This window comes from Pseudomonas sp. LTR0 (genome assembly GCF_036630035.1).
Lineage (GTDB): Bacteria > Pseudomonadota > Gammaproteobacteria > Pseudomonadales > Pseudomonadaceae > Aquipseudomonas > Aquipseudomonas putida_Y.
The window spans coordinates 3,341,427-3,355,747 of the sequence record NZ_CP123734.1 but is presented as its reverse complement, the minus strand read 5'-3'; the positions used below and the strand labels follow the sequence as shown (position 1 = coordinate 3,355,747).

Sequence of the window (14,321 nt, the reverse complement as noted above, 5' to 3'; positions counted from 1 at the left end):
GCAGCCCCGGAAATTTCAGACGGTGTTTCGGGTTCCGGCCCGCACACCGTCCATGCTCATGTCCTCATGCAAAGAAATCCGCGAAGTTTCCGGCAACGCCAAGCCGCCCACCAACGCCACCAGCGCAATCACCACCAGGTAGAACGCCGGTGCCAGGCTGCTGCCGGTTTGGCCGATGAGCCAGGTTGCCACCAGCGGCGCAGTGCCGCCAAATAGCGTGTAGGCCACGTTGTAGGTAATCGCCGAAGCGGTATAGCGGGTACGTGTAGGGAAACTTTCCGACAGCAATGCTGCGGTAACCACGCCACTGCACAGTGCCCCCACCGCTAGCAGGATCACCCCCAGCAACGCACCCGACATCGAGCCAGAGCTGGCCAGCCAGTACGCCGGGAACACGCTAAGCATCATCCACAGGCAGGTAAAACCGATGGTCTTGCGCCGCCCCACCCGGTCCGAAAATGCACCGGCCAGCGGGCAGCCCACGGCGGCGAACAGCAGGGCCACGGTGGTCACCAGCAGTGACTGCGCGCGGGTCAGGTTGCCGACCAGTTGCAGGTAGGTGGCGAAGTAGGTGGTGAACATGTAGAACGACAACGCGGTCAGCGAAATGAACGCCCCCAGGTTGCGGATGACCCGGCCATGGTGGCGCAGGGTTTCCTTCAGCGGTGAATGCTCGTGCTCCTTGCCTTGGGCGACGGCTTCGCGGAACGCCGGGGTTTCCTCCATGCGCCAGCGCAGGTACAGGCCGACCAGGCCCAGCGGTGCGGCAATCAGGAACGGAATGCGCCAGCCCCAGGCATTCATCGCCTCGGTCGACAGGCTGGCCTCCAGGCCATAAGCGATCACCGCTGCGCAGGCAAAGGCGGAAAAGGTCGACACAGGTACGAAGCTGCCATAAAAGGCGCGCTTGTCGTCAGGCGCGTGCTCCATCAGGTAGGCGCAGGCCCCGGCATATTCGCCACCGGCAGAAAACCCCTGCAGGCAGCGGGCCAGGGTCAGCAGCGCCGGGGCTGCCAGGCCGATGCTGGCATAGGTCGGCAGCAGGCCGATCAACGTGGTGGAGCCGGCCATCAGCAGGATGGTCAGCGACAGGATGCGCTTGCGACCCAGTCGGTCGCCCAAGGCACCGAAGACGATGCCGCCCAAGGGGCGCAGGGCGAAGGCCACGGCGAACACCGCGAAGGTTTTGAGCAAGGCCACGCTGGCGTCTTCGCTGGCAAAGAACTGGCTGGCGATCAGCGTGGCGAGAAAGCCGTACACGGCGAAGTCGAACCATTCGACGAAGTTGCCGATGGCCGAAGCGGCTATCACCCTGCGCAGGGTGGCGGGGGATACCTCATGATGTGCGGACATGCGGGAGCTCTCCGGTTTCCTTTGGCAGCCATGATGAAAGTGGCGCGGTAGGGCCGCGCCATCGTTATTGTGCTTGCCAGTAGATAGCCGGGCGCTGCAAGGCGCTTTGTCGAGGGCGACCTCGGTATACCTGATTCAACCGATGCAGCAGGTTACAGCCGGAGTGCCTCAAAAGGCCTGTCAGGCCGCACGCTCAAGCACATCCAGCAAATCGACAAATTCCAGGGCCAGTTTATGCCGTGGCGCCAAATGCACCAATGGCACCGAGGCATGGTGCGATTCACGCATCTTGATCGAACTGCTCAGGTACACCGGCAGCACCGGCAGGCCTTCGCTGCGCAGTTGATCGACCAGGGTCTGGTGCAGTGCGGTGCGGCCGGCGAACTGATTGACCACCACACCTTCCACCTGCAGCGCGGGGTTGTGGTCCTGGCGCAGTTCTTCGACCTCGGCCATGACACTGTGCAGGGCCTGGCGCGAGAAACTGTCGCAGTCGAACGGAATCAACAGACGCTCGGCCGCCACCAGCGCGCTGAAGGTGTAGAAGTTCAGTGCGGGCGGGGTGTCGATGTAGATCCGCTCGTAGTCCTCGCCCAGCGCCACCAGCAACTTGCGCAGCTTGTTGATCTTGAACTTGCTCTCCAGCTTGCTTTGCAGGTCGCTGAGGTCAGGGCTGGCGGTGACCAGGTGCAGGTTGCTGTAGCGGGTTTCGGTGATTACCACGCGGTGCTTCTTGCCGGCGGCAGTAACCGGCGACAAGGTCTGGCGGAAGAAGTCGGCGATGCCGGCAGGAATGGTGTCGTTGGCCAGCCCGGTCAGGTAGAAGGTGGCATTGGCCTGTGGGTCGAGGTCGACCAGCAAGGTTCGGTAGCCCTCGGCGGCACTGGCTGCGGCGAGGTTGCAGGCAATGCTGGATTTGCCAACGCCACCTTTCTGATTGAAAACCACACGACGCATGAGACGCTCATCCATGAAGTGAAAATGTCAGGTCGGGGTCAATCCTATGACTGGAACGCTGCAGTTTTATGACAGGAATTGTTACAGGGCAGCGATGCATCGTTGCCTGTATCGGCATTTTCACGGGCGAGCCCGTTCCATGGTGACAACACAAGGCGTTCAGGCAAAAGCGACCCGGTTGCGCCCCTCTTGCTTGGCCCGGTAAAGCGCCCGGTCAGCCTCGCCCAATGCGTTCATGGGCTCGCCGTGCGTCTCGCCATCCCAGTGCGTCACCCCCAGCGAAATTGTCACTGCCCCCACCGGTTCCACCGGCATATCCTGTACGGTCACACGCAACCGTTCGGCCACTGCGGCGGCCACATTCAGGGTTGCCCCAGGCAGCAATATCAAGAACTCCTCGCCGCCGGTGCGACACAACAGGTCGCCCTCGCGGCAACAACGGCGCATGAGCTCCGCCAGCTGGCGCAGCACCTGGTCGCCCACTTCGTGTCCATGGCTGTCATTTATCCGCTTGAAATGGTCGATATCCAGCGCAATGGCAGCAAACTCCTGGTTTTCAGCTTCCAGTAACGAAAGGCTGAATTCCAGGCTGCGGCGGTTGCCCAGGCCGGTCAGCGGGTCGGTCTGGGCGTCCCGATTGAGCCGGCCGATGCGTTCTTGCAGCAAGTTCAGGCTGAACAGCAATGCGCGCTTGAGCTCTGCCGCCTCGAAGTACCAGGCCCGCACCTGATGCAAGCGTTCGGCGGTACCGGCGCGGTCCATCGTGCGGGCACTCGCGGCCAGTTTCCACAGCGGCCGGGCGATGGTACGGGCCAACCACCACAGCAGCAGGCTGCCAACCAGCGCCAAAGGCGCCGAACTGGCGATCACGTTCAGCACCAGATGGTTCAGCGGCGTCACCGTCTGCGCCAAAGGCTGCTGCGCTACCACGCCCCAGCCGGCGCTGGGTACAGTGGCGAAACCGGCGAGCATTTCCACGCCTAGGCTATTGGTCAACTGCCGGGTACCGCTGTCCAGTGTCGCCAGCTGGTCAACTAGCGCATTGCCCTCCACCACCGTGCCTACCCGTTCGCTATTGGGGTGGTACAGCAGGCGTCGGTTGCGGTCGACCACATACAGGTACGAACCGTCCTTGTAGAAATGCTCGCCCAGCAGGCTGTTGAGGATGTTGTGTTCACGCAGGTACAGGCTGCCACCCACATACCCCAGGTAGCGGCCGTTGTTGTCGAAAATAGGTTGCGAAAGCACCACCACCAGGTTGTCGGCCGCCGACAGGTAGGGCGTGGAAACCAGTGGACGGCGTTCGTGCAGGGCTTCCTGAGCGCCGGGCGACTGCACGTGGGTGCCGATCAGGTGGCGTAGCGGGGCGGGGGATACTGCCAGCAGTACCCCGTTGGCATCGATCACGAAGGTGGAGTTGAAGGCCATGCTCTGGCCCAGTACGCGGTCAGTCTCTACCTGCAGCGCTGCGGTGTCGCTCAACTGTCGGCTTTGTACACCGGCGCTGAACATCAGTTGCTGCAAGGCGCTGCCAATGAAGGTTTCGGTGATGCTGGCCAGCTTTCTCGCATACACCCGGTTGGCTTCCAGGGCATTGTCGATCAGTAGCTGGCGCTGCACCCGGTAGCTGGCGAAATAGCTGGCGCACAGCATGACCACTGCGGTCAGGGCGCAGAGCACCAGAATGAGTGTACGTAGATCCAGGCGCAATCCGTGCTTGGTGTGTGGCAATCCTGACCTCGGGTGATCGTAAAGGGCTGCTGAACGGGAGTTACCTTAGCGGGTGGCGCTCAAGAGCCTGCCTTGTCCAGTGCATCAAGCTCATCTTCCACCTGTTGCATGCGCTGTTCGACCAAGGCCTGCACGTTCACATCGCGGGCGGTTTCGCGCATCAGCGCGGTGAGTTTTTCGCTCAAGCGTTTGCCGGCTTCGGTGTCTTCCAGGGCGCGCGCTTTGGCGGGGTCCTGAGTGGCGGCGACGATGGTGGCGAATTCGGCGTCGCTGAAGTTCTTTTCGCTGTACAGGCGGAACAGGTCCCGGCGCTGGTCCTCGACGGTCAGGTGCTTGCGCAGTACGTCCTGGATGGTCGCTTGCGACAGCTGCGGGTGAGTGCGGCCCAGCAGCGCGGACATGCGCTCGATGTTGTGCGTGTAGGCGTCCTGCAGCGGCAGCTGGGCGAGGATCTGTTCTTCACGGGAGGGTTTCTGGTCGCAGGCGGTGAGTGCAGCAGCCAGCAACAGGGGGAACAGCAACTTCGGGAGGCGAGGCATGGTGTGGCCTGGTCGGGCAGTGAAGACTGCCGATTATACCGGTGTCCGCCTTGCCGCGACGAGCCCTGTGATTTGCCTTGAGCGGCAGGCTGCGGTAGAACCGTGCGCTCCCGATCACACTGGCAACCGCCCGATGCCGAACTGGACCCTGCAACCTGTAGCGCGTGACGCCATTGCCGAAGTGCTGGCGTTTGTCGACAGCGCTCGCCGCGCGCTTTTTCCGATGCTCGCCAATGCACCCTTGCCGCGTGACCTTACGCATTTCGCCGACACTTACCTGGACGGCGCGGGTTGTTTTCTGGAAGCCCGTGAGGGTGAGCGGCTGGTCGCGGTGATAGGTTACTTGCCCTATGACCATCGCTTTGTCCAGCTTGATTACCGCGCAGAGCGGGTAGTCGAGGTGGTGCGGCTGTTCGTGTTGCCGGCCTACCGCAGGCATGGCCTGGCGGCTGCCTTGTTTGGTGCCTTGCGCGAACGGGCGATGCAAGCGGGCGTCGACTGCCTTTACCTGCATACTCATCCGTTTCTGCCGGGCGCCATTGCGTTCTGGGAGCGGCAAGGGTTCACGCTGGTGGATGTGGAGCAAGACCCGGTGTGGCAGACCACGCACATGCAGTTGCGATTACGCTGACCTGTGGGAACGTGCCTGTTGGCAATGACGCAACAGCATGGGCAGGGCTACTTGGTTCAGGGGGCGCGAAAGCGCAGGATGCGCGCGCCGTCGAAAGGGTCGGTGAGGTAGTGGGCGTGGACGCCGAAGGTGCTCAGCAGGCGCTTGGGGGTAAGCACCTCGAAGGGTTTGCCGAGGGCGATCAGGCGGCCTTTGTCGAGAACCGCGACACGGTCGCAGGTCAGCGCCTGGTTGAGGTCATGCAGCGCCACCAGGGAGGTTACCGGCAGCGCCTGCACTTGTTGCAGCAGGCTTAGCTGATGCTGGATGTCCAGGTGGTTGGTCGGCTCGTCCAGCAGCAGCACCTGCGGCCGTTGGGCCAGCGCGCGGGCGATGTGTACACGCTGGCGCTCGCCACCGGACAGCGACCCCCACAGGCGCGTGCGCAGGTGCAGGGCATCGAGGTCGGTCAGGGCTTGCTCGACGATGGCGCGGTCCTGCCGCGAGAACGGTGCCAGGGCCGAGAGCCAGGGTGTGCGGCCCAAGGCAACCGCGTCGAACACGCTGATCGCATCGAGGGTGTCGGCCTGTTGCTCGACCAGCGCCAGCATCTGGGCAACACGGCGGCGGGGCATCTGTGCCAGTGGCTCACCCATGAGCTGCACGCTGCCGCAGGCCGGTTTGCGCAACCCTGCCAGCAACTTCAGTAGCGAGGATTTGCCCGAGCCGTTAGGGCCGACAATTCCCAGGGTTTCACCGGCGACAACGCTGAGGTCGATATCGCTGAGCACGGTATTGCCGGCCAGTTGCAGCCCCAGCCCATGGCAGGCCAGCGGAGGGATGCGAACTGCTGTCATGGCGGTCATGGGCGCCCCCGACGGCTAACCAGAATCAGCGCGAATACGGGGGCACCGATCAGCGCAGTCACCACGCCCACCGGGATCACCTGGCCGGCGATCAGCGTGCGTGAAAGAATGTCTGCCGCAATCAGGAACAGCGCACCGCCCAGTGCGCTGGCGGGCAACAGACGGCTGTGCCCGGGGCCGAGCAGAAGGCGCAGGGCATGGGGTATTACCAGCCCGACAAACCCGATGGCGCCGACAATGGACACCATCACAGCTGTCACCAGCGCTGCACAACTGATCAGCAGCAACTGGGTGCGCCGCACCGGGATGCCCAGCGAGGCGGCCGAATCGGTACCGAAGGTGAAGGCATCCAGAGCACGGCGGTGCCACAGGCACACCAGCAAACCGAAAATCGCCACCGGCACAGCCAGCCACACCGAAGGCCAGCGCACGCCGCTCAGGTTGCCCAGCAGCCAGAACAGGATACCGCGCGCCTGCTCGGCGGTGGCCGACTTGGTGATCAGGAAGGCGGTCAGTGCATTGAACAGTTGCGAGCCGGCGATACCGGCAAGGATCACCTGGGCATTGTTGCTGCTGGGGCCGGCCGCGCGGGCCAGCACCAGTACCAAGGCGAATGCGGCCACGGCACCGATGAAAGCCCCTGCGGACATGCTTAACGCCAGGCTACCCAGGCCCAGCAGGCCGACGAGTACCGCGCCGGTCGAGGCACCGGCAGACAGCCCCAGCAAGTAGGGCTCGGCCAGTGGGTTGCGCAACATCGCCTGCAGGATGACACCGCAGGTGGCCAGCCCGGCGCCACAAGCGGCTGCGACCAGGGTGCGGGTCAGGCGGTAGTTCCAGACGATGCCGGCGTCGATCGGGTCCACCGGGTAGGCGGCTTGCCACAGGTGGTTGGCCAGCACCTGGCCGACCACGCTGGGCGACAGGTTGGTTTCGCCGATGGCGGTGCCGGCCAGCAGGGCAGCCAACAGGGCGGCCAGGGCAACGGCGATGCAGGGTAACAGGCGAATCATCACTGGGCTGCTTTACCGCTGGCGAAGGCCGTGGACAGCGTTTGAACGCCGCGGAACAGGCGGATACCGGCCTGCATGGCGTCGGCGTCAAGGATAATGATACGGTCGTGCTTCACTGCGTCCATGTTGCGGGTTACCGGATCACTGCGCAGGAATTCGAGCTTTTTCTGGTAGTCGTCGGCGGGGAAACGGCGGCGGTCCATGCGCGCGATGATCAGCCAGGTCGGATTGGCCTTGGCCAGGGTTTCCCAGCCTACGCTTGGCCATTCTTCGCTGGACTCGACCACGTTGCGTACACCAAGGGTGCGCAGCATGAAGTCGGCGACACCCTGGCGGCCGGCCACATAGGGGTCGATGTGAAGGTCGGCGCTGGAGAACCAGAACAGCGCCGTAGTTGCCGACAGGTCCTTGCCGGCCAGCCGCGCCCTGGCGCTGTCCAGATGCCCTTGCAATTCTGCGTTCAGGGCCGCACCGCGGTCCTGAACGTCGAAGATCTCGGCCAGTTGGCTGACGCTCTTGTAGATGCTGTCTACCTGGAACGCTTGCAGGCGGGTGCCGTCTGCACCGACCAGGTTGTCCTTGCCTTCGCAGTCCGATGGCAGCACGTAGGTGGGGATCTTCAGTTCATCGAACTGCTCGCGGGTGGCGACCGAGCCCTGGGCACCGACCATCCATTCGAACTGCACCGCGACCAGCTGCGGGTGCTTGCCGACCACCGCCTCGAAGCTGGGTTCGTTGTCGGCCAGGCGTGGAACCTTGGCGTTCACTGCCTGGTATTCAGGCAATACGTTGTTGAACCACAGCGAGGTGCCTGCCAGCTTGTCACCCAGCCCCAAGGCATAGAGCAGCTCGGTACCGGCCTGGCCGATGGTGACGGCGCGCTGCGGTGCCTGGGCAAAAGTCTGCGGCTTGCCGCAGTTGTCGACCGTCAGCGGGTAGTGGGTGGCAGCGGCCTGGGCCAGGCCAGTGAGGCCTAGGCCCGCGAGCAGGGTGGCGAAACGGGGCAGCATGCTGGGCGATCTCTTATCGGACAGTTCTGGTGAGGAACGCACGGACAGGCATCGCCGAGCCCCAGCGGGTGGCTGGGGCAACACTGACGGCCAATCCCGGACACCCCGCCGGTTGGTGAATGCAGGCCGGCAGGTCTCCTGACTGGTGCGTCATGGCCTGGCTCCGGCCTTCCCGGGCGGTAGGCCCAGTGGCATGGGTGGAGCAGGCTCGGCACCTACAGTTGCGGGGGCAGTTCCGTTTGGCCCGTATTGGCGGGCCTGGGATTCCCTGTTAGTTCCGTGGTGGAAACCGGCGGCCCGCATGGTAGACCATCGCGGCGCCGGGGGAAAACGCTTTTCAGAAGTACTTCAGCCAGCTGATGTCGCGGCGGCGCTGCTTCAGCCGGGCGAACCCGCGCACCGGCAGGTACAGCGAAACCGCCAGCAGTACCGCGCCCAGCCACACCGTTGCAATACTGTCGAAACCGAAGTAGTCGCCATGGTTGAGCCCGAACAGCGCCACGCAGGCCAGGTACAGCAGCTTCAGCACATACAGGTGCAGCAGGTAGAAGAACATCGGTGCCGCACCGAACACCGCCAGTGCCGTGATCCAGCGCACTTGGCCGGCCCGCTCGAACGCGCGTAACAGCAGCAGGCCACAGCCCAGGGTCAGGGCCAGGAACAGAAGCGACGGTGGGTATTTGGTGATGTTGAAGAAGCTCATCAGGGTTTGCGTGAAGGTTGGATAACCGCTCCACGGCGCCTCACCGTAACCGTTGAACATGCGCAGCAGGGCAAAGCCAAGCAGCGCGAGCAAACCGGCTACCAGCAGGTGTTGCTGGCGTTGTCCGGCATCGCTGCGACGGGCGAACCAGGGCCCCAGGCCGTAACCCAGGGCGATGACGCCGATCCACGGCAGCACCGGGTAAGAGGTGCGCAGGTGCAGGGTCTCGGAAAACGCCAGCCAGCCACGATCATGCAGGATTGCCCACGGCACATGCAGGGCTGACTCTGCGCCAAAGTGCACCCCGTCGAGCAGGTTGTGGCCGGCGATGATGATGGCGCCCAGGGCGAGCAGCGCGGCGCGTGGCAGCCACACCAGCAGCGACAGGGCGATCATGCTGACGCCGATGGCCCAGATCACTTGCAGGTAAATCACGCTGGGGGGCAACTGGAAGGTCCAGGCGAAGTTGACCAGGGTGAACTCCAGCACCACCAGGAACAGCCCGCGTTTGAGCAGGAACGCCGAGACGTCGCCACGGCCCTGATACTTCTCGCCATACAGCCAGGCCGACAGGCCGGTCAGCAGGACGAACACCGGCGCACACAAGTGGGCGAGGGTGCGGCTGAAGAAAAGCGCCGGTTCCGTGGTGTCGATGGCCATGGGGTCGCTGACCTGGCGGTGCAGGAAGAAAGTCTCGCGGACGTGGTCCAGGAGCATGAACAGGATCACCAGGCCGCGCAGGGCATCGATGCTCTGCAGGCGCTGGGTGATCAGCGTGGGCGTGGCGCTGGCACTTGTCATGGGCTGTCTAATAAGAATGGATTTCATGTGAAACGTTATCGTATAACAATATGCTAAAAGAGAATAGAGGTTTTTGTGTGGCCTGTGCCGGGCTCTTCGCAGCACAAGCCATCCAGATCAGAAGCTGTAATCCACCGTCGCGAAGTAAGACCGCGGCATCCCCATCAACCACTGCTGCCCGCTGAACGCCGACTGCACATACTCGCGATCGAACAGGTTGTTCAACTGCAACCCCAGCTTCACGTCCGGCAACACTTGCCAGGCGATGTTGGCATCGACCACGGTGTAGCCGGGGGCGCTGTGGTTATTGGCGGTATCGGCATAACGCTCATCCACATAACGCGCCCCCAAGCCGGCCTCTACCTGCTGGCCGAAGCCTTTGCTCAACCAAAGGTTGGCGGTACGCCGTGGCACGTTGGCCGGCCGGTTGCCTGCGCGGTCCTGCGGCAGACCGCCGACCATTTCGTCGAAGTCGTCGTACTTGGCGCGTACCAGCGATGCATTGGCCGACACCTGCCACTGATGGGCCAGGGCCAGCTCCAGCGTCGCTTCCAGGCCATCGGAGGTCTGCTGCCCGGCTTGTTGCTTCTCGTGCGTGATCGGGTCGTCGACCAGCAGCTTTTTCTTGACGATGTGGTAGGCAGCAAGCGTCCATTCGCCACGCCCCTCCCAAAAGCGCTGCTTGATGCCGGCCTCGGTCTGCTTCGCCTCGGTCAGGTCATAGTGCATCTGCGCGGGGCTGAGGCTGATGAGGTTGTTGACCCCGTCCTCGCTGGTTGAGTACTGGCCGTACAACGACAGGTCGTCGTTGAGTGCATACACCAGCCCCACGCGCCAGTTGCCACCTTGCAGGCTACGATCGCTGCGGCTGTCGTTGGTCAAGTTGTTGCGGTCGATGTGGTTCTGGTCGCGACGCACGCCGGTAACCAACGACAGGCGATTGCTCAATTGCAGGCGGTTTTCGGCAAACAGGGCAAAGGTATGGGTGGTCGAGAGCGTTTGCGGCCGCAACGGCGAGGCGCTATGGAACCCGCCGGGCTGTGGCTGCCACGGGTCGACGTAGTCGCCGCCGACATCGTTGTAGGGGGAATTGCTGTCGACGTTGAAGCGCACCTTGTTGTACTCGGCACCGAGCACGGTCTTGCTGGCCAGGCCGAACAGGGTGTGGTCGAAGGTGAAGGTCTGGCGGTCGCCGAACTGCTCCTGGTTGTGCTTGATCTCCAGGTAGCTGCCGCGCAGCAGTTGCTGACGCTCTGCGTCCCAGCTGTAGTCCTCGGCGTTGCGCCAGTGGCGGCGGCTTTTGATGTAGTACAGCTGGTTGCTGGCGCTGAGCTGGTCGTTCAGCGCCCAGTCGGTTGTCAGCCGGGTCCATTCATCAACGTACTGCTGCACGTCGTTCTGTACGTTGTAGTTCTTTTTGCGCAGGCTGCTGCGGTAGTGGCCGTCGATCAGCGGGGTGCCGTAGTAGTTGGCAGGTTGTGCATCGCCGCGGTCATGGGCCAGCGTGAAGCTGAGGTCATCACTGGCATCGAAACGCAGCGCGGCGCTCATGGCCAGGCTACGTGAAGCGGTGCGGTCGACCCAGCCATTGCCGGCCTGCTGGTTCAGCGTCAGGCGGTAGCTCAGGCGCTCGCTGAGGCTGCCGCCGCTGTCCAGGCCGAGCTGCTGGCGGTCCCACGAGCCGTAACCCAGGCGCAGGTGGTTGCGCACTTCGCCGGCAAAAGGTTTTTTCGGGATCACGTTGATCACCGCGCCGGTGGCGCCTTCGCCATGCAGTACCGAGGCCGGGCCGCGAATCACCTCGATGCGTTCGACCATCCACGGGTCGACCGGGAAGGTTTGGGTGCCGGCACCGGTGTACAGGCGCGCGCCGTCGAACAGGGTCATCACCGAGCTGTGGCCGGCAAAGCCGCGGGCAGACAAGCCTGTACCGCCGTCCCCCGGTGAGCCGACGAAGGTAATGCCCGGCGAGCGGGTCACTGCATCCTGCACTGTGAGGTTGTTGCGCTGCTGAATCTGCCGTTCGCTGATACTGCTGGTGCTGGCCGGCGTCTCCAGGGCACTGAGGCCAAGGCGCGAGCCTGCCTGGGTCGGCGTGGCCAGGTCGATGGTACGGCTGTCGAGGGTGTCGGTGATGGCCGTGGAAGGCAGGGCCAGAGGCTGCGGGTCGCGGTCATCAGCCAGCGCCGGCAGGGTGACGGCCAGGCAGGCCGCCAGAGGGTGAAGCTTGAACATACGGGACATGTCGTTCCACTGCTGCAGGAATGAATGGATCCCGGTGGAAAACACGCAAAGGCGAACCATGCAGGCAGGCGCGCGCACGGATTCCGGCCTGCGCCCGCCCACCGCGGGTTGCCAAGTGAAGCTCCAGGCCGGTCTCCGGGCTTGCGAGGGGCATGAAACCTTCACCTTCCCATGCCTGAGCACAGTGGTATCTCGAAGGGTTCGCTCGCTTACCGTTGCGGGGGCAGCACCGGACTTGTCGTGGGCAACACGACGCACCGGTTTCCCGTTTCACCCTGCGCGCGGCGGCGCAGGGCACCTGAAACTGGCGCGCATCTGACCACTGAAATGCGGGGGCGTCAAATGTGGGTGTGCTGTGAATGTCGCGAAAAAATCAGGTTTTGAGTTTGAAGGCAGGCTTGCCTGTACAGGCTAGCGCCCGCGGCGTCGCGATACCCGTGCCTCGATGTTCTTGCGCCCGATCAGCAGCGGCGGCTTCTCCACCACCGGCTCATCCGCCAGCCATTTGTACATCACCAGGCAGTCCACCAGCCCCAGGCGGGCATGACGGTAGGCCTTGGGCAAACGGCCGACTGTTTCAAAACCCAGCTTGTGCCATAGCGCCACGGCCACTTCGTTGCTGGCTACCACCGAGTTGAACTGCAATGCCAGAAAGCCTTCCTGGCGCGCCAGCTTTTGCGAGTGCTCGCACATCAAGCGCGCCACGCCCCGGCCGCGTGCCTGTGCGCAGACCATGTAGCCGCAATTGCCCACATGCGCACCAGGCCCGGCAGCATTGGCCTTGAGGTAATACGAACCCAATAGCTCGCCATCTTCTTCGGCCAGCAGCGTGTGCAAGGGCAACTCCAGCCACAGCTGGCGGGCCTGCTCGAAGCTCAGGGCCGGGTCGAAAGCGTAGGTTTCACGGGCTTGGACAATGGCCTGGAAGGTGGGCCAGAAACGATCAAAATCGTCCGGCATCATGGGGCGAATGTGGATCATGCGGGTTCCTGCGCGGGGTGAGCCGCCCAGTCTGGTTGGCGCGGCGCCGTCGCGCAAGGGCGACGACGCCGTTTGTGCTCAACCGTTGGCCTTGCCTACCGCGTCCATTGCGCGGGCCGAGTACACCAGCGCGGCACCGGCGTTCATGGCCACGGCCACGCCGAGGGCCTCGGCAATTTCCTCGCGGCTGGCACCCTCTTTGACGGCTTGCTGCGAATGCACGGCGATACAGCCGTCGCAGCGGGTGGTCACAGCCACGGCCAAGGAGATCAGCTCGCGGGTCTTGGCATCCAGGTGGTTGGTTTTGGCGCCTGCACCGCTGGCGGTCATGTAGCCGGCTACGGTGTCGGGTGAGAGTTGCTTGAGATCGCCGATGCCGGCCATCAACTGCTTACGGTAGGCGTCCCAGTCCATCATGCTCATCGTCTTCACCTTGGGGTGGTTGCGAGTGGAGCTTTCAGGCTAGTCGAAGAGTTGCACGTGTGAGGCGGTACTTTGGTTGGTAAACGCAGGTCACTCGTACAGTGGCCTGCGTTGAGCCTTCAGATGTAGATGAACACCAGCACCAACGCCGCGACCACTGCCCATTTTTCCAGGTAGTAGCGCATGCGGTTGCGCTTTTTCAGCGCCTTGCCACGCTCGCGGATCTTGTAGATGCGGGTGAACAGGCGGTTGATGCCACCGGTCTTGTCGCTGGCGTCGTTGGGCGCAGCGGCAGCGGCCATCACGTTGCGGCTGAACCAGCGGTTGAACGCAGTTGCCCAGCGGTACTTGAGCGGGCGTTCGACGTCGCAGAACAGGATGATGCGGTTGTGCTCGGTGGTGTTGGCCGCATAGTGGATGTAGGTTTCGTCGAAGATGACCCCCTCACCATCGCGCCACGCGTATTTCTCGCCGTCCACATCGATGTAGCAGCCATCGTCATTCGGTGTGTCCAGGCCCAGGTGGTAGCGGTAGGAACCGGCATACGGGTCACGGTGGCGCACCAGCTTGGCACCGGGTGGCAGGGTGGCGAACATGGCCGCCTTGACCGTGCCGATGCCTTGCAGCAGCTCGGTCGTGCGTGGGCAAAGGGCCATTGCCGACGGGTGGCTTTCGCCATACCACTTCAGGTAAAAGCGCTTCCAGCCGGTCTTGAAGAACGAGTTGAAACCGACGTCATCGTAATTGTTGGACTTCTTGATTTCACCCACGTGCAGCAACTGGCGACCTTCCTCGCGGATCTCCTGCCAGTGGTCCTGCAGCGGTTTCAGTTCTGGAAAGGCCTCGACCGGCAGGTAAGGCTTGGCCGGGTGTTTGGAGAACAGGTACAGGAAGCTGTTGATCGGGGCCAGGAAGCTGGAGTGGTCGCCCAGCTGGCGAGTCAGCTTGTGGCGAACCCGACCGCGCAGGTGAACATAGGCGATCGAGAGGACGAAGATGAGTACGAGTGCAATTTTCATGGACGTTTACTGGTCGAAGAATGGCCATGCGCCATGGCATGAGCCCGCCAGCATAAACAATCATGGGGGTA

At 63.3% G+C, this 14,321-nt stretch carries 13 protein-coding genes and 2 riboswitches; of the genes, 1 reads left to right on the top strand and 12 read right to left on the bottom strand.

Annotation, left to right across the window (positions count from 1 at the left end):
* Window positions 1–15: 15 nt before the first annotated feature.
* The 4 genes from QCL51_RS15515 to QCL51_RS15500 form a co-directional block, all read right to left on the bottom strand.
* Entirely contained in the window at window positions 16–1,353 is a 1,338-nt protein-coding gene (locus QCL51_RS15515; RefSeq protein WP_021782816.1) for an MFS transporter, read from the bottom strand.
* A gap of 180 nt (window positions 1,354–1,533) precedes the next feature.
* Window positions 1,534–2,310: a ParA family protein gene (locus QCL51_RS15510; protein ID WP_135192355.1), complete on the bottom strand. Its 777-nt coding sequence runs from the start codon at window positions 2,308–2,310 to the stop codon at window positions 1,534–1,536.
* A gap of 159 nt (window positions 2,311–2,469) precedes the next feature.
* Window positions 2,470–4,041 carry a sensor domain-containing diguanylate cyclase gene (locus QCL51_RS15505; protein WP_135192356.1) on the bottom strand — a complete coding sequence of 524 codons (1,572 nt, stop codon included), beginning with the start codon at window positions 4,039–4,041 and terminating at the stop codon, window positions 2,470–2,472.
* Between the two features lie 59 nt (window positions 4,042–4,100).
* Window positions 4,101–4,580 (bottom strand): hypothetical protein, encoded by a 480-nt coding sequence (locus tag QCL51_RS15500; protein WP_101196541.1) that lies wholly within the window; start codon window positions 4,578–4,580, stop codon window positions 4,101–4,103.
* Window positions 4,581–4,713: 133 nt separating this feature from the next.
* Here QCL51_RS15500 and QCL51_RS15495 point away from each other — a divergent pair, with 133 nt between their 5' ends.
* The gene (locus QCL51_RS15495) at window positions 4,714–5,211 is read left to right on the top strand and encodes a GNAT family N-acetyltransferase (protein ID WP_028697364.1); all 498 of its coding nucleotides are present in this window, start codon (window positions 4,714–4,716) and stop codon (window positions 5,209–5,211) included.
* A 56-nt stretch (window positions 5,212–5,267) separates the two neighbouring features.
* Here QCL51_RS15495 and QCL51_RS15490 read toward each other — a convergent pair whose 3' ends face one another.
* The 8 genes from QCL51_RS15490 to lpxO form a co-directional block, all read right to left on the bottom strand.
* On the bottom strand, window positions 5,268–6,056 hold the full coding sequence (locus QCL51_RS15490; protein WP_021782811.1) for an ABC transporter ATP-binding protein: 789 nt from the start codon (window positions 6,054–6,056) through the stop codon (window positions 5,268–5,270).
* On the bottom strand, window positions 6,053–7,069 hold the full coding sequence (locus tag QCL51_RS15485; protein WP_021782810.1) for an iron ABC transporter permease: 1,017 nt from the start codon (window positions 7,067–7,069) through the stop codon (window positions 6,053–6,055). The genes QCL51_RS15490 and QCL51_RS15485 overlap by 4 nt, the downstream gene beginning before the upstream one ends.
* The gene (locus QCL51_RS15480) at window positions 7,069–8,079 is read right to left on the bottom strand and encodes an ABC transporter substrate-binding protein (RefSeq protein WP_135192357.1); all 1,011 of its coding nucleotides are present in this window, start codon (window positions 8,077–8,079) and stop codon (window positions 7,069–7,071) included. The genes QCL51_RS15485 and QCL51_RS15480 overlap by 1 nt, the downstream gene beginning before the upstream one ends.
* 110 nt (window positions 8,080–8,189) lie before the next feature.
* Window positions 8,190–8,388: riboswitch (cobalamin riboswitch) on the bottom strand.
* Window positions 8,389–8,416: 28 nt separating this feature from the next.
* Complete coding sequence (locus QCL51_RS15475) at window positions 8,417–9,583, bottom strand: DUF1624 domain-containing protein (protein ID WP_338443675.1); 1,167 nt, start codon at window positions 9,581–9,583, stop codon at window positions 8,417–8,419.
* A 117-nt stretch (window positions 9,584–9,700) separates the two neighbouring features.
* Window positions 9,701–11,827, bottom strand: coding sequence for a TonB-dependent receptor (locus QCL51_RS15470; protein WP_338443673.1), 2,127 nt, complete (start codon window positions 11,825–11,827; stop codon window positions 9,701–9,703).
* A 108-nt stretch (window positions 11,828–11,935) separates the two neighbouring features.
* Window positions 11,936–12,144, bottom strand: a riboswitch (cobalamin riboswitch).
* A gap of 94 nt (window positions 12,145–12,238) precedes the next feature.
* Window positions 12,239–12,808, bottom strand: coding sequence for a GNAT family N-acetyltransferase (locus QCL51_RS15465; protein WP_103469214.1), 570 nt, complete (start codon window positions 12,806–12,808; stop codon window positions 12,239–12,241).
* Window positions 12,809–12,886: 78 nt separating this feature from the next.
* The gene (locus QCL51_RS15460) at window positions 12,887–13,231 is read right to left on the bottom strand and encodes a carboxymuconolactone decarboxylase family protein (protein WP_101196548.1); all 345 of its coding nucleotides are present in this window, start codon (window positions 13,229–13,231) and stop codon (window positions 12,887–12,889) included.
* Window positions 13,232–13,350: 119 nt separating this feature from the next.
* Complete coding sequence (gene lpxO, locus QCL51_RS15455) at window positions 13,351–14,250, bottom strand: lipid A hydroxylase LpxO (RefSeq protein WP_101196549.1); 900 nt, start codon at window positions 14,248–14,250, stop codon at window positions 13,351–13,353.
* Window positions 14,251–14,321 lie beyond the last annotated feature (71 nt).

What these genes read in the sequence shown, in the direction of transcription:
- lpxO (WP_101196549.1), bottom strand. Translation starts at nt 14,250, where the DNA reads ATGAAAATTGCACTCGTACTCATCTTCGTCCTCTCGATCGCCTATGTT.
- QCL51_RS15495 (WP_028697364.1), top strand. Translation starts at nt 4,714, where the DNA reads ATGCCGAACTGGACCCTGCAACCTGTAGCGCGTGACGCCATTGCCGAA.
- QCL51_RS15515 (WP_021782816.1), bottom strand. Translation starts at nt 1,353, where the DNA reads ATGTCCGCACATCATGAGGTATCCCCCGCCACCCTGCGCAGGGTGATA.
- QCL51_RS15475 (WP_338443675.1), bottom strand. Translation starts at nt 9,583, where the DNA reads ATGACAAGTGCCAGCGCCACGCCCACGCTGATCACCCAGCGCCTGCAG.
- QCL51_RS15470 (WP_338443673.1), bottom strand. Translation starts at nt 11,827, where the DNA reads ATGTCCCGTATGTTCAAGCTTCACCCTCTGGCGGCCTGCCTGGCCGTC.
- QCL51_RS15510 (WP_135192355.1), bottom strand. Translation starts at nt 2,310, where the DNA reads ATGCGTCGTGTGGTTTTCAATCAGAAAGGTGGCGTTGGCAAATCCAGC.
- QCL51_RS15480 (WP_135192357.1), bottom strand. Translation starts at nt 8,079, where the DNA reads ATGCTGCCCCGTTTCGCCACCCTGCTCGCGGGCCTAGGCCTCACTGGC.
- QCL51_RS15485 (WP_021782810.1), bottom strand. Translation starts at nt 7,069, where the DNA reads ATGATTCGCCTGTTACCCTGCATCGCCGTTGCCCTGGCCGCCCTGTTG.
- QCL51_RS15460 (WP_101196548.1), bottom strand. Translation starts at nt 13,231, where the DNA reads ATGAGCATGATGGACTGGGACGCCTACCGTAAGCAGTTGATGGCCGGC.
- QCL51_RS15465 (WP_103469214.1), bottom strand. Translation starts at nt 12,808, where the DNA reads ATGATCCACATTCGCCCCATGATGCCGGACGATTTTGATCGTTTCTGG.
- QCL51_RS15490 (WP_021782811.1), bottom strand. Translation starts at nt 6,056, where the DNA reads ATGACCGCCATGACAGCAGTTCGCATCCCTCCGCTGGCCTGCCATGGG.
- QCL51_RS15500 (WP_101196541.1), bottom strand. Translation starts at nt 4,580, where the DNA reads ATGCCTCGCCTCCCGAAGTTGCTGTTCCCCCTGTTGCTGGCTGCTGCA.